The sequence below is a fragment of the Streptomyces sp. XM4193 genome (genome assembly GCF_023072595.1).
Taxonomy (GTDB): Bacteria; Actinomycetota; Actinomycetes; order Streptomycetales; family Streptomycetaceae; genus Streptomyces.
Window position 1 is genome coordinate 1 of sequence record NZ_JALLGK010000006.1, and the last position, 14,411, is coordinate 14,411.

11 protein-coding genes are annotated in these 14,411 nt (G+C 72.6%); 6 read left to right on the plus strand and 5 right to left on the minus strand.

Features of this window, described 5'->3' with window-relative positions:
• Window positions 1-481 precede the first annotated feature (481 nt).
• The gene (locus MTQ01_RS16885; RefSeq protein WP_247491326.1) at window positions 482-931 is read left to right on the plus strand and encodes a PTS glucose transporter subunit IIA; all 450 of its coding nucleotides are present in this window, start codon (window positions 482-484) and stop codon (window positions 929-931) included.
• 75 nt (window positions 932-1,006) lie between these two features.
• Entirely contained in the window at window positions 1,007-2,677 is a 1,671-nt protein-coding gene (gene ptsP / locus MTQ01_RS16890) for a phosphoenolpyruvate--protein phosphotransferase (protein WP_247491328.1), read from the plus strand.
• A gap of 80 nt (window positions 2,678-2,757) precedes the next feature.
• Here ptsP and MTQ01_RS16895 read toward each other — a convergent pair whose 3' ends face one another.
• Window positions 2,758-4,776 (minus strand): acetoacetate--CoA ligase, encoded by a 2,019-nt coding sequence (locus MTQ01_RS16895; RefSeq protein WP_247491330.1) that lies wholly within the window; start codon window positions 4,774-4,776, stop codon window positions 2,758-2,760.
• Between the two features lie 265 nt (window positions 4,777-5,041).
• On the opposite strand from MTQ01_RS16895, the gene MTQ01_RS16900 reads away from it, so the two are divergent.
• The 4 genes from MTQ01_RS16900 (at window position 5,042) to glpK (ending at window position 11,126) form a co-directional block, all read left to right on the plus strand.
• Window positions 5,042-7,411, plus strand: a complete 2,370-nt coding sequence (locus MTQ01_RS16900; protein WP_247491332.1) for a glycoside hydrolase family 31 protein — start codon at window positions 5,042-5,044, stop codon at window positions 7,409-7,411.
• Between the two features lie 72 nt (window positions 7,412-7,483).
• Window positions 7,484-8,413, plus strand: a complete 930-nt coding sequence (locus MTQ01_RS16905; RefSeq protein ID WP_247491334.1) for a M15 family metallopeptidase — start codon at window positions 7,484-7,486, stop codon at window positions 8,411-8,413.
• Window positions 8,414-8,868: 455 nt separating this feature from the next.
• Window positions 8,869-9,603 (plus strand): MIP/aquaporin family protein, encoded by a 735-nt coding sequence (locus MTQ01_RS16910; RefSeq protein ID WP_247491335.1) that lies wholly within the window; start codon window positions 8,869-8,871, stop codon window positions 9,601-9,603.
• A gap of 14 nt (window positions 9,604-9,617) precedes the next feature.
• The gene (glpK, locus tag MTQ01_RS16915) at window positions 9,618-11,126 is read left to right on the plus strand and encodes a glycerol kinase GlpK (RefSeq protein ID WP_247491338.1); all 1,509 of its coding nucleotides are present in this window, start codon (window positions 9,618-9,620) and stop codon (window positions 11,124-11,126) included.
• A gap of 129 nt (window positions 11,127-11,255) precedes the next feature.
• Here glpK and MTQ01_RS16920 read toward each other — a convergent pair whose 3' ends face one another.
• The 4 genes from MTQ01_RS16920 to MTQ01_RS16935 form a co-directional block, all read right to left on the minus strand.
• A complete protein-coding gene (locus MTQ01_RS16920; protein WP_247491340.1) occupies window positions 11,256-11,861 on the minus strand; it encodes an ATP/GTP-binding protein in 606 nt (201 codons plus the stop codon).
• 265 nt (window positions 11,862-12,126) lie between these two features.
• The gene (locus MTQ01_RS16925; protein ID WP_247491342.1) at window positions 12,127-12,744 is read right to left on the minus strand and encodes a TetR/AcrR family transcriptional regulator; all 618 of its coding nucleotides are present in this window, start codon (window positions 12,742-12,744) and stop codon (window positions 12,127-12,129) included.
• A complete protein-coding gene (locus tag MTQ01_RS16930) occupies window positions 12,741-13,355 on the minus strand; it encodes a carboxymuconolactone decarboxylase family protein (RefSeq protein WP_247491344.1) in 615 nt (204 codons plus the stop codon). Before MTQ01_RS16930 ends, MTQ01_RS16925 begins: the two co-directional genes overlap by 4 nt.
• The gene (locus MTQ01_RS16935; RefSeq protein ID WP_247491346.1) at window positions 13,352-14,311 is read right to left on the minus strand and encodes an SDR family oxidoreductase; all 960 of its coding nucleotides are present in this window, start codon (window positions 14,309-14,311) and stop codon (window positions 13,352-13,354) included. The genes MTQ01_RS16930 and MTQ01_RS16935 overlap by 4 nt, the downstream gene beginning before the upstream one ends.
• Between the last annotated feature and the right edge of the window lie 100 nt (window positions 14,312-14,411).

The window sequence follows — 14,411 nt, forward strand, 5'->3', positions numbered from 1 at the left end:
GCGTCCTCGCTGTGTATCTCTCAAAAGAACCACGTCTCCCACATGATGCGGGGACGGGGTATCAACATATCTGGCGTTGACTTTTGGCACACTGTTGAGTTCTCAAGGAACGGACGCTTCCTTTGTACTCACCCAATCTCTCGGGCTTTCCTCCGGGCTTCCCTTCGGTGTCTCCGACATTATCAGCTGTTCTCGTTTTCTCAGAATCCGGTACTCGGCGCAGCCGTGAAGGCATACGAAAAGCACTTCCACTGGGAAGGAGAACTGAATGATTCAGTCAGAAGCTGCCGCGCTTGGCGCTGGGCAGGCACACGACAGTACAGCGGGCCCGGACACGAGGCAAATCGCTTGCCGGGCACCGGTGTTCGGACCGGTGGTCCATCGAACCGGAATCATACGTTCCTATGACTTAGGCTTCTCAAACGGTACGGCGGCCAACGACGCGGTACCCCCTGTGCACCGCTCTTCGCCGGGAGGCTCCATGACCACTGTGACGTCCCCGCTGCCCGGCCGTGTCATCGGCTTGGCGGCGGTTCCCGACCCCGTGTTCTCGGGTGCGATGGTAGGCCCGGGGACGGCGATCGACCCGGTGCGGGAGCCGACCGAGGCAGTGGCTCCGGTCGACGGCGTCATCGTTTCCCTCCACCCGCACGCCTTCGTGGTGGTGGACGGCGAGGGCCACGGGGTGCTGACGCATCTGGGCATCGACACCGTCAAGCTGCACGGCGAGGGCTTCGAACTGCTGGCCGCCAAGGGCGACACCGTCACACGCGGTACTCCGGTGGTTCGGTGGAACCCGGCCGAGGTCGAGCGCGCCGGCAAGTCCGCGGTGAGCCCGGTGGTCGCGCTGGAGGCGACGGCCGAAGCACTGGTCGACCTCGAGCAGGACACCGACGTGGACAGTGGGGACCTGCTCTTCCGTTGGAGCTAGTGCACACATTCCACAGCGTGGTGGAGCCAGACGACGCGGTACCCACGAGGGCCGCGACAACCGGGGACGGGTGAGATGGACGCAAAGCTTCGAGGCGTCGGAGTCAGCCACGGTGTGGCGATCGGGCAGGTGCGGCACATGGGTACGGCCGTGCTGGAGCCCCCGGCGAAGCAGATCGCCGCGCAGGAGGCGCCGCGCGAGCAGCAGCGCGCCCGGCAGGCGGTGGATGCCGTCGCGGCGGACCTCAACGCCAGGGGCAACCTCGCGGGCGGTGAGGCTCAAGCCGTCCTGGAGGCCCAGGCGTTGATGGCGCAGGACCCCGAGCTGCTCTCGGACGTCGACCGGCGCATCACCGTGGGAAGCAGCGCGGAGCGGGCCGTCTACGACGCTTTCGCCTCCTACCGCGCGCTCCTGGCGGGCGCGGGCGAGTACTTCGCCGGTCGGGTCGCGGATCTGGACGATGTGCGCAACCGGATCGTGGCGCGGCTGCTCGGCGTGCCGATGCCGGGTGTTCCGGACAGCGACGACCCCTTCGTACTGATCGCGCGCGATCTGGCGCCCGCGGACACGGCGTTGCTCGACACCTCGCTGGTGCTGGGTTTCGTCACCGCCGAGGGCGGGCCGACCAGCCACAGCGCGATCCTGGCGCGGGCCCTGGGCGTGCCGGCTGTGGTGGCGCTGCCGGGTGCGGCCGACCTCCCCGAGGAGACCGTCGTCGCGGTGGACGGCAGCACCGGCGAGATCATCGTCAACCCCGACGAGGCCGAGCGGACCGCGCTCACCCGCGCCGCCGAGGAGCGCAGGGCCGCGCTGGCCGCGGCGAGCGGGCCGGGCGCCACCTCCGACGGACACAAGGTGCCGCTGCTGGCGAACATCGGCGGACCGGACGACGTCGAGGCCGCGGTGGAGGCGGGCGCGGAAGGGGTGGGCCTGTTCCGCACGGAGTTCCTCTTCCTGGACGACAGCAGTCGGGCGCCTTCCGCCGAGCGGCAGACCGAGGTCTACCGGAAGGTGCTGGAGGCGTTTCCGCAGGGGCGGGTGGTCGTACGGGTGCTGGACGCGGGCGCGGACAAGCCGCTGGACTTCCTGACACCGGCCGACGAGCCCAACCCGGCGCTCGGGGTGCGCGGTCTGCGTACGCTGCTCGACCATCCCGAGGTGCTGCGCACCCAGCTGTCCGCGCTGTCCGCGGCGGCGGAGGGGCTGCCGGTCTATCTCGAGGTGATGGCCCCGATGGTCGCCGACCGGGCGGATGCGAGGGCCTTCGCCGACGCCTGCCGGGAGGTGGGGCTGCGCGCGAAGTTCGGTGCGATGGTGGAGATCCCCTCGGCCGCTCTTCGGGCGCGTTCGGTGCTGCAGGAGGTGGAGTTCCTCTCGCTGGGCACCAACGACCTGGCGCAGTACACCTTCGCCGCCGATCGTCAGGTCGGTGCCCTGTCCCGGCTGCAGGACCCCTGGCAGCCCGCGCTGCTGGACCTGGTCGCGCTCTCGACCGAGGCGGCCGTGGCCGAGGGCAAGAGCTGCGGGGTGTGCGGCGAGGCGGCGGCGGACCCGCTGCTCGCCTGTGTGCTGACCGGTCTGGGAGTGACGAGCCTGTCGATGGGGGCCGCGGCGATCCCCTATGTGCGGGCGACGTTGGCCAAGCACACTCTGGCGCAGTGCGAGCGCGCCGCTGCCGCCGCGCGGGCCGCGGAGAGTGCGCCTGAGGCCCGGGCCGCGGCGCAGGCGGTGCTGTCCGGGGAGTGAACGAGCGCCGAGGCGCAAGCGGGGCCGGCCTTCCCCAGTCCGGGGGGGGCCGGCCCCGCTTTCCGTTCGGTCGCCGCTTTCTACTGGCGCGCCCGGTCTGTCCGCGCTGCGCGGGTGCTGCCCAACTCCTCGTAGAAGCGCAGGAGTTCGACGTTGTCGACGGAGCCGGGGTTGACGGCCTTCTCCAGTGCGGTGCCCTGCAGCAGGCGTTTGACGGGCACTTCGAGGCGCTTCCCGGTGAGGGTGTGCGGTACGGCGGCGATCTCGATGATCTCGTCGGGCACATGGCGCGGGGAGAGCTCGGCGCGCAGGGCCGCCCGTACCCGGTCGCGCAGTTCGTCGTCGAGGGCGGCGCCGGGGGCTAGTTGGACGAACAGCGGCATCCAGTAGCCGCCCTCGGCCTCCTCCACTCCGATGACCAGGGACTCCTTGATCTCCGGGAGGCGCTCGACGACCTCGTAGATGTCGGCCGAACCCATGCGTACGCCCTGGCGGTTGAGGGTGGAGTCGGAGCGGCCGTGGATGACGACGGACCCGCGCGAGGTGAGGGTGATCCAGTCCCCGTGGCGCCAGACGCCCGGATACATCTCGAAGTAGCTCTCGCGGTAGCGGGCGTCGCCGGGGTCGTTCCAGAAGCGGACCGGCATGGAGGGCATGGGGTTGGTGACGACCAGCTCCCCCACCTCGTCGACCACCGGTCGTCCCTGCGGGTCGTAGGAGCGCAGATCGGTGCCCAGACAGGGCGCCTGCAGCTCCCCGGTGTGCACCGGGAGCGTGGGTACGGCGCCGGCGAAGCAGCTGCAGACGTCGGTGCCGCCGCTGACCGAGGCGATCCACAGGTCCTCGGCGACCTCCTCGTGCAGCCAGCGGAAGCCGTCGGGCGGCAGCGGGGAGCCGGTGGTCGCCACGCAGCGCAGCGCGGAGAGGTCGAAGTCGCGTGCCGGGCGGGCCTCGGCCTTGCGGCAGGCCATGACGTACGCGGCGGAGGTGCCGTAGAGGTGGGCGCCGGTGAGCTCGGCGATACGCCACTGGGCGTCGGTGCCCGGATAGCCGGGGCTGCCGTCGTAGAGCACCACGGTGGTGCCCGTCAGGAGGCCGGAGACGAGGAAGTTCCACATCATCCAGCCGGTGGAGGTGAACCAGAAGAAGCGGTCGCCGGGGCCCAGATCGCAGTGCAGGCCGATCTGCTTGAGGTGCTCCAGGAGGATGCCGCCCTGGGACTGGACGATCGCCTTGGGTAGACCGGTCGTGCCGGAGGAGTAGAGCACCCACAGCGGGTGGTCGAAGGCGACCTGCTCGAAGACGGGTTCGGTGTCGGCGGCGGTGAGGTCCGCCCACTCCAGGGCGCCCTCGGGCGCGGCGGTGCCGAGCAGCGGGATGTGGACCGTCGCGCGCAGGGTGGGCAGACCCTCGCGCAGCTCGGCCACGGTCTGCGTACGGTCGTGGGTCTTCCCCCCGTACCGGTAGCCGTCGACGGTGAACAGGACGACGGGCTCCACCTGCTGGAACCGGTCGAGCACGCTGCGGGCGCCGAAGTCGGGGGCGGTGGAGGTCCACACGGCGCCGACGGTGGCTGCGGCCAGGAACGCGGTGACCGCCTGCGGAATGTTGGGGACGTACCCGCAGACGCGGTCGCCCGGACGTACGCCGAGGCGGCGCAGCTCGGCGGCCAACGAGCCCACCTGGCGGCGGAGTTCGGCCCAGTCGACGGGCTCGGGACGCTGCTCCTCGTCGACGTGGAGCAGCGCCGGGGTGTCGGCGCGCGCGGGGTCGAGGGCGGAGCGCAGGGCGTGCTCGGCGTAGTTGAGCGTGGCGCCGGGGAACCAGGAGGCGCCGGGCATTCCGCGGCCGGCGAGGACCGCGGTGGGCGGGGTGTCGAAACGTACGTCGAACCACTCGACGATCGACTCCCAGAACGTCTCCAGCTCCTCGACCGACCAGCGGTGCAGCGCCGCGTAACTCCCCTGCGGGTCGTCCGCGCTGCGCGCCGGCGCGCCGTGGCGGTCGACTGCCCAGTCGTGGAAGCGGGTCAGCCGGGCCTGCTCGATCCGGTCGGCCCCCGGTTTCCACAGGGGTTCTGGCTGCTGCGCTGCGGTCATTGCGGCTCCGGCTCTACGCGTCGTGTGCGTGCTCCGCGCACGGGCGAGGGTGTGCGCGTGACGCGGGGTTCGCAGGGGACGATGCCATGTGATCGTCCGCGCCGCCAGGGTGGTCCGCCACACATGGCGGGCACGGCCACGGGGTTGCCGCGCCACATGTACGGGCCGCGGATGCGCGTGCCGGACCGAACTCCGAACGCTCGTGCGGTGAACAGGAGTTGAACTGGTACCGGGTCGCGCCCGGGACGGTGGCAGGCTGAGCAGCATGAACGCAGGGGACCTGGTGCGGGCAGTACGAGGGGCCGGCACGGCGGGCGGGCCGCGGGCCGCCCTCGGCCGGTGGTGGAGGCTGCGCCCGGGCGCAGCGCGTCGGTCTCCGGACGCCGGGCGGGCCAGGGTGCCGGGGCTGCTGGAGCGGGTGGAGCCGGAGCCGGGCGGCGGTGTGGTGCGGTTCGCGCGTTCGTCGCTGCGCGTGCGGGTGGCGACGGGCGGCGCGGTCTTCCTCGGCTGGGACGGCGCCGAGCCGGCGCCGTCCAGTGCGGTGCCGGAGGTCGGTTGTCCGCCGGTGGACGCCAGAGTCACGCTGGAGCCGCACGCGGCGGGCGGATGGCGAGTCGTCTCGGAGCGGGTGTCGGTGGTGGTGGCGCAGTACGGCGCGGTGGAGATACGTACGCCGGGCGGTCTGCTGCTGCGACGGGACCTGCCGCCGCGCTGGTGGGAGAGCTCGGACCGGGCGGCTGACGGCCGTGTCGTCCAGCGATCGGTGCTGACCTCCGACGCCGATGTGTTCGGCCTCGGCGGCCGGGCGGCGGGCCCCGGGCTGCCGGACGGCGGGTACCGGCTGTGGCAGGTGGGCGAGGAGGTGGTCGACGGGCCGGGCGGACCTTCGCCGCTCGCCCTGCCCGTCCAGCTGGTCGTGGCGGACGCGGGTTCGCACCTGGTCTTCCACGATGTCGGCGGAGACGGGGAGTTGACGCTGCGGCACGGCACCACGGGCGAGGGATCCGGGCACGACCGGCCGGGCCGGTGCCTGCTGCGCCTGTCGGGCGGTACGGCGCGCTACTGGGTGCTGCCGGGCCCGCCGGCACGGGCGCTGCGCGGCTGGCGCGCGCTGACCGGAGCCGCAGCCGTTCCTCCGGTGTGGGCGCTGGGGTACCAGCACGCCGTCGGGCGCGGGGAAGCCGGCGAACTGCCCTCGCTGGTCGCCGCCTTCCGCGAGCGCGGCGTACCGCTGAGCGGACTGCATCTGGCGGGTTCGGACGGCCCACCGGCAGGCTCGGACGGCCCACCGGCAGGCAGCGGCAGCGGTGAACGAGCGGGCGGCGGGGACGAGTTGCCGGGGGTGCGGCTCGTACGGGGCGTGGACTCGCGGGTTCCGCTGCGCCCGGGTGCGGAGTTCTACGAGTCCGGGCTGGCCGCGGAGGTCTTCGTGCCGGCCGCGGACGGGACCGCCCGGCCGGCGGTCGTGGCGGGCCCCGAGGGACGTGCGGTCGTCCCCGACTTCACCGACCCGGGCGCGCGCAAATGGTGGGGCGAGTCGTATCTGCCGCTGTGTGCGCGGGGCGCGAGCGCGTACTGGCTGCGCCCGTTCGGCGCGCGGGCGGCGGGGCCGGAAGCTCGCGGTGGGCTGCCGCCCCGGTCGCGGCTCACGCGGGAGGGGCGCGGAGGCGAGCTGCGCGAGGCGCACCACGAGCTGCCGCTGGCGATGGCCCGTGCCACTCACGAGTACGGGGGCGAGGCGGGGCTCTGGTCGTTCTCCGACGGCGCGTGGGCCGGCTCGCACCGCTACGGCGGGGTGTGCGCGCGGGTTCCCGAGGGCTGGGAGGGGATGCGGGCCGCGGTCTCGACGGTGCTGGGGCTGGGTCTGTGCGGGGTGCCGTTCGCCGGGGTGGACGTGCGGGAGGAGCTGTCGACGGAGCTGGGGCAGCGGTGGTTCCAACTCGGCGCCTGGCTGCCGCTGTTCCGCACCTTCGCCGAGTCTGCGGGGGTGCCGCGCTGGCCGAGCGACCGGCGGGAGGCGGACGGGCTGGTTGCGGCCGTCGCGCGGCGGGAGCGGCTGCTGCCGTATCTGGCCACCCTGGCGCAGGTGGCGTCGGTCAGCGGCGCGCCGCCGGTACGGCCGCTGTGGTGGCACACGCCGGCCGACCGCGGGCTGCGGACGGCCCGGGAGGTGGACTTCCTGCTGGGTGACGCGTTCCTGGTGGCGCCGGTGTGCGAGCCGGGCGTCCGGGAGCGGCGGGTGCGGCTGCCGCGCGGCGCCTGGTACGACACCGCCACCGGCGAGGTCCGGTACGGGCCGGGGACGGTGACGGTCGCCGCGCCCGCGACCCGACTGCCGGTACTGGTCCGGGCCGGCGCGGTGGTGCCGGTGGCGGAGCCCGACGGCGGCGTGGCGCTGGAGGTGTGGGCCCCCGCAGCGGGACGTACCGGCGGCGGGCTGCGCACGGTGCCCAAGCAGCCGACCGGCCCGGGAGGGCAGCCGACCGGCCCGGAAGGGCAGCCGACCGGTGACGGGACGGCGGCCGGCACGCTTCGCAGATACGCGGTCGCGGTGCGGGACGGGGAGCCGGTCGTCACGCGGGAGGACGGTCGGGCGCCCGAGCTGCCCGTCCGGGTGCGCGGGCGGGGCGCGTAGCCGGCGGGACGGGGGTACAGCCGCCGGAGGGGCGAGGGTGACCGCGGCGGCACCGGCGTCGTTGGGAGGGGCATGCGACACAGTGCTGTCTGCCTGCTGGTCCTCGCCGCCTCGACGGCCGCTGCCGCCGCTCCGGACGGTTCACCCGCTCCGGTCGGCGCCCCTGAGCCGGTCGGCGCCTCTGACCGGAGCAGCGTCCCTGAGCCGGTCGGCACTCCTGACCGGCCCGACTCCGTCGACGCGTCGGCCCGCCCCTCCTCCGGCACGGCCCGCTCCCCCGGTTCCGTACCCGACGGCGAGCGGCGGGCTCCCGCGGAGTTCACCGCGCTGGAGTCGGTCGCCCCCTCGATCCTCCAGGAGATCCGCTACGCCGGGTCCCACAACTTCGTCGGCGAGCCGATCCCCGGCTACCGCGAGGCGCAGTGCCTGCTGACCCGGGACACCGCCCTGGCGCTGCGCCGGGCGCAGCGGGCGGCGCTGGCCGCGGGGCACAGCCTGAAGGTCTACGACTGCTACCGGCCCCAGCGTTCGGTGGACCGCTTCGTGCGGTGGGCGAAGGACCCCTCCGACATCCGGATGAAGCAGGAGTTCTACCCCCGGGTGGACAAGGAGCGGCTGATCCCGGACGGGTACATCGCCGAGCGCTCCGGCCACAGCCGCGGGTCGACGGTGGACCTCACGCTGGTGCCCGGGTACGGCGCGCGGCCGGGGCGGCCCGGCGGCCCGGGCCCGTGCGGCACGGGGTCGGCGGACCGGGGCGGCGACGGCTCGCTGGACATGGGCACCGGCTACGACTGCTTCGACGTGCTGTCCCACACCGACCATCCCGAGATCGTCGGCAAGCAGCGGGCGAACCGACAGTGGCTGCGCCGGCTGCTGGAGCGCGAAGGTTTCGTCAACCTGCCCGAGGAGTGGTGGCACTTCACCCACCGGCCGGAGACGTTCCCGGACCGGTGGTTCGACTTCCCGGTGGCACGCGAGGAGCTGGCCGGACGGCGCTGACCGCGCAAGGCCCCCGTCGGGGCGCACAAAACACGCGGGAGCCGGGCGCGACGAGGGCCGCGGGCGGCTCGGCATGCAGGTGCGCGGTGGTCGGGCGAGACTGTACGCGTGGGCCGCCGAGGTGTGCGCAGTTCGGCGGTCGGCGCCGCGAGCACAGGGGGTGCCCGCGGGTTCGACAGCAGCTGCATCGGTGGTCGCGGACATCCTTGACGGCCTCTCAGCAGCGGTGAACACTGCCGGGATCGAACGGATCTCCGCCCGCGCTTTCCCTGACCGCACAGCGGTGCACGGCCGCAGGCGGACGATTCCGGCGACAGGTACGTACGCCCGATCTCGAGGCCGGGCGGGCGCCCCGCGCTGCGGGTGCTCCGCCCTCCGTGGGCCGGGACGGGAGCACGCAGCCGCAGGAGGCCCGGCCCGCGCGGCCCGGGCGAGGGCACGTACGAGGAGTCGCAATGGACTTTCCCAACGGCGATATTTTCGTCGGCGAGATCATCGGAACGGCGATTCTGGTGCTGTTCGGCGTGGGTGTGTGCGCCGCGGTCAACCTCCACCATTCCAAGGCAAGGGCGGCCGGCTGGGTCGTCATCGCGTTCGGCTGGGGCTTCGGCGTGCTCGCCGGCGCCTACACGGCCGGCCCGCTCTCCGGCGGCCACATCAACCCGGCCGTCTCCGTCGCCATCGCCACCACCGACGACGGCAACTGGGCGAAGCTGCCGCTCTACATCGTCTCCCAGATGATCGGGGCGATCATCGGCGCCGTACTGGCCTGGCTGGTGTACTACTCGCAGTTCCGCGCCAACGGCGACGAGGACAAGGCGCAGGGCACGCTGGGCAACTTCGCCACCATTCCCGAGGTGCGCAACACCGCGGCCAACGTGACCACCGAGGCCATCGCCACCGCGGCGCTGATCCTCCCGCTGCTGGCGTTCGGCATGACCGAGGGCCTGGGCGAGCACGGCACCCAGACGCTGATCGTCTCGCTGCTGGTCGTCGGCATCGGCCTGTCCCTGGGCGGTCCGACGGGGTACGCGATCAACCCGGCCCGCGACCTCGGCCCCCGTATCGCACACCATCTGCTGCCGATCCCGAACAAGGGCACCTCCGACTGGGGTTACTCCTGGATCCCCGTGGTCGGCCCGATCCTGGGCGCCCTGGTCGGCGCGGGGATCTTCCAACTCGCCTTCTGACAGGGGGATCGAGCATGAGCAGCACCACGAGGTACGTCGCCGCGATCGACCAGGGCACCACTTCCAGCCGCTGCATGATCTTCAGCGACGACGGCGCGGTGGTCGCCGTCGACCAGAAGGAGCACGAGCAGATATTTCCGCAGCCCGGCTGGGTGGAGCACGACGCCACCGAGATCTGGGCGAAGACCCAGGCGGTGGTCGCCGGCGCACTGGCGAAGGCCGGGCTGCGCGCGGACGGGCTGACCGCGCTGGGCATCACCAACCAGCGCGAGACCACGCTGCTGTGGGACCGCGCCACCGGTCAGCCGGTGCACAACGCCATCGTCTGGCAGGACACCCGGACCGCCCAGCTCTGCACCGAGCTCGGCGGTCACATCGGGCAGGACCGCTTCCGCTCGACCACCGGTCTGCCGCTCGCGAGCTACTTCTCCGGACCCAAGGTGACCTGGCTGCTGGACAACGTCCCCGGGCTGCGCGAGCGCGCCGAGCGCGGCGAGCTGGCCTTCGGCACCATGGACAGCTGGTTGATCTGGAACCTCACCGGCGGCGTCGAGGGCGGCCGACACGTCACCGACGTGACCAACGCGGGCCGCACGATGCTGATGGATCTGCGGACCCTCCAGTGGGACCCGGAGATTCTGGGCGCGATGCGCATTCCCCCCTCGCTGCTGCCGGAGATCCGCAGCTCCTCCGAGGTGTACGGGACGGCCGTCGGGCAGCTCGACGGGGTACCGGTGGCCTCGGCGCTCGGCGACCAGCAGGCCGCGGTCTTCGGACAGACCTGCTACGGCGTGGGCGAGGCCAAGAACACCTACGGGACCGGTTCGTTCCTGCTGCTCAACACCGGCGAGCGGCCCGTCGCCTCGCAGAGCGGTCTGCTCACCACCATGGGGTACCAGCTGGCGGGAGAGGCCCCGGTCTACTGCCTGGAAGGGTCGATCGCGATCACCGGGGCGCTGGTGCAGTGGTTCCGCGACCAGCTCGGCATCATCGGGACGGCGGCGGACATCGAGCCGCTGGCGGCGAGCGTGGAGGACAACGGCGGGGCGTACATCGTGCCGGCCTTCTCCGGACTCTTCGCGCCGTACTGGAAGTCCGACGCCCGCGGCGTGGTGACCGGGCTGACGCGCTACGTCACCAAGGCCCATCTGGCCAGGGCGGTGCTGGAGGCGACCAGCTGGCAGACGCGCGAGGTCGTGGACGCCATGTACCAGGATTCCGGCGTGGAGATCACCACGCTGAAGGTGGACGGCGGCATGACCGCCAACAACCTGCTGATGCAGCACCAGGCAGACGTGCTGGACGTGCCCGTGATCCGCCCGGTGATCGCGGAGACGACCTGTCTGGGCGCGGCGTACGCGGCCGGTCTGGCCACCGGTGTCTGGTCGGATCTGGACGAGCTGCGCACGCACTGGAAGCGGGACGCCGAGTGGAGCCCGCAGATGGACGCCGAGACCAGGGACCGCGAGTACCGGCACTGGCGCAAGGCGGTGGAGCGCAGCTTCGGCTGGCTGGAGGAGTGAGACGCCGGCCCGGTCCGCGGCGCGGGGCGAGCGCACCGCGCGGGCGTACGCCCCGTCCGTCCGCGGGCAGGGCCCCGGGCGCGCTGCGAGGCCGGGTCCGCGACAGCCGGTCGCGGCGGGGCGGCGGGGTCAGCGAGGCGCGGACTGGCGGGCGGCAGCGGTGCGCATCGCGTGTTCGACCACCGAAATCAGTACGTCGCGGGCGGACTCGCGTCGCCGGGCGTCGCACAGCAGCAGCGGAACTCCGGCGTCCAGGTCGAGCGCCGCGCGCACGGTCTCCTCCGGGTAGCTCTGGGCCCCGTCGAAGCAGTTGACCGCCACGGTGAAGGGGATGGCGCGGCGCTCGAAGTAGTCGATGGCGGCGAAGCAGTCCTCGAGTCTGCGGGTGTCCGCGAGCACCACGGCGCCGAGCGCGCCCTGCGCCAACTCGTCCCACAGGAACCAGAAGCGGTCCTGTCCGGGGGTGCCGAAGAGGTAGAGCACCAGGCTGTCGCTGAGCGTGATGCGGCCGAAGTCCATCGCGACCGTGGTGGTGGTCTTGCGCTCCACCCCGGTGGTGTTGTCGTACGGGACGCTCGCCTCGGTGAGGGTCTCCTCGGTCCGAAGTGGCTTGATCTCGCTGACCGCGCCGACGAACGTGGTCTTGCCGACGCCGAATCCGCCCGCGACGAGCACCTTCAGGGCGACCGGGTCGGGAGCGTTGTTGCGGGCTCGTCCTCCGCGCCCGAAAACCATGTCATCTCCTCCCGCTCCTCGGGTCCGCGCGGCGGGCGGACGGGGTCGTGCGCTGCGCGTTCCGCCGGTGTGCCGTACTGCCGGCCGTCGTTGTAGACAGGGACTGTAGCCGCAGCGGAACGTGCAGTGACCGGCGGGGCGCCGGTCGTGCCGCTCGCGGGGCGGGACGTCGTGTTTCAGCCGTTCGGCCCGGTTCGGGCGTGGCGCGCGAGGGGTGACGCACCACCGGCGCCTCGGGGCCGGTGGTCACCGCGTACGCCGTGTCTCAACTCCCGGCGCCGGGCGGCGAGTCGAAGAGTCGACCGGCGACGGCGACGAACGGGCCGTGCAGCTCGCGGATCGCCTCGACATCGCCCTCCAGCAGCAGCGCCGAGACCTTGGCCCCGACCGCGGCGACCAGCACCTCCAGCGCGAACCGCTCGGCCGCCTCCCCGTAGAGCAGCGCCAGCGCGTCGACGAAACGGTGCTGGAGCGCCGCACGGTGGGCGATCGCCTCGGGTCCGGCCGCATAGGACTCGACCAGGAAGACGCGGGCGAGATCGGGCTCGTCGGCGATGGTGTCCAGGTAGATGCCGAGGAAGTCCGGGAAGAGGTCCGGAGTCAGCTCGACTTCGCCCAGCGCCGCGGAGAGGCGTTCGACGAAGAGGGCCGACGCCCTGTCCAGGGTCGCCAGAAAGCAGTCCTGCTTGGAGCCGAACTGCTGGTAGAAGGTTTCCCTGGAGACTCCTGCGCGTTCGAGGATCGCGGCGACGGGGGTGCCCGCGTACCCCTTCTCGGACATGGCCTGGGCGCAGGCGAGCAGCATGCGTTCGCGCTGGGTCGCCGCCACGAACTCGCGGGAGAGCTTGTGGCGGCCTCTGGGCAGGGGGTTGGTGCTGGTCATCGTGTCCCGGTCTGGTCGCGGACGTCGGCGGCTGGTCGTGCGGTTCGGCGGCGGAGTTGGCGGCGGAGTCGGGGGCGGGGGCGGTCGGGCTGGAGACGGAGTGTGGTGATGGTGGTGGCGAGCATTGAATAGTGCCCCACCAGCAGCAGGTACTCCAGTGCGAGCGGTTCGCTGAGGTGGCTGCGCAGCGACGCCCACGCCACGTCGTCCAGGTCGCCGTCGGCCAACAGGGCGTCGGCACAGGCCAGTAGCGTACGTTCGCGCGCGGACCAACCGGATGCTTCCGGCCCCTGCGTGACCCGCTCCACATCCGCCGCGGTGACGCCGGCCCGGCGGCCCAGACGTACGTGATGGGTGAACTCGTAGGCGCAGGCGCGGACATGGGCCACTCGCAGGATGACCAGTTCGGTCTCGCGCCGGGGCAGCCCGCCCCCGGGCATCAGGCGGCCGGCGAAGTGCAGCCACCCCAGGAAGAGCCGCCTGTTGCGCGCCAGGGTGAGGAAGAGGTGCGGGGGCCGGGTGCCGGCCACCCGTCCGGCGGCGCGGCTGAACATCCAGGCCGCCAGGCCGACTTGGCGCCGGTTGCCGGGTGCGATGCGCGGGCGGCTCAACGGTCCGCCCTCCCGGTGCGAAGGGCCGGCCCTTCAGGCTCGGCGGCCCGGTCGGGGGCCGGCCCCTGCGGGGTTCGTGCGGTGCTGGCCCGCGCCTCGGCGACCGCGGGCAGCGCCCGGTGCGCGAGCCCGTTGAGCACGCGCATCACCAGCGCGTAGAGCGGCGGCAGTACGCGCTGGAGGAAGTGCAGCAGACGGATCTCGCGCGAGGTGTGCACCAGGTAGCGGCCGGTGCGTATGCCTTCGAGTATCGCCTCGGCGACCTCCTCGGGCCTGGCCGCCCGCCTGCGGAAGCGGGCCTGCAACCGGCGGAAGGCGGGTGCGCTCGTGTCCGCCCCGACGATGTCGACGGTCTCGGTGAGCGGGGTGTCGACCGCGCCCGGGCAGACCAGGCTGACGCCGATCCGGTGCCGTCGCAGGTCGAAGCGGAGCACCTCGCTCACCCCTCGCAGTCCGAACTTGGCCGCGCTGTACGCCGCGTGCCAGGGCAGTCCGAGCAGCCCGGCGGCGGAGGAGACGTTGACCAGATGGCCGCCGCGACCGCCGTCGACCATCGCCGGCAGCAGGTACTCGATGATGTGGATGGGCCCCATCAGGTTGACGTCAACCATCCGTCGCCAGTGGTGGTGCTCCAGCGAACTGACCGTGCCCCAGGTCGAGACGCCGGCGATGTTCATCACCACGTCCATCGAGCCGTGCCGGGAGGTGAGCCGGTCCGCGAGCTCGCGGACGGCGGCGCAGTCGGCGAGGTCGGCGGGTTCGGCGAAGGGGACGCAGCCGCCCCGCGCCACGATCTCGTCGGCCACCTCCAGGAGGCGGTCGGCCTGGAGGTCCGTGAGGTGCATCCGCGCGCCGCGCTCGGCGGCGAGCAGTGCGGTGGCTCGTCCGATACCGCTGGCCGCGCCGGTGACGAAGACGTTCCGTCCGGTGAGGTCCTTCACATGTGATCGGGGCATGATCGGAGGCTAACCGATCCACGAACAGTGTTGTTTGTCATCAGGGTGAGGAAAATCGAGGCTTCTGCACACAGGGGCGGCGACCACCGCCGAAGAGGGG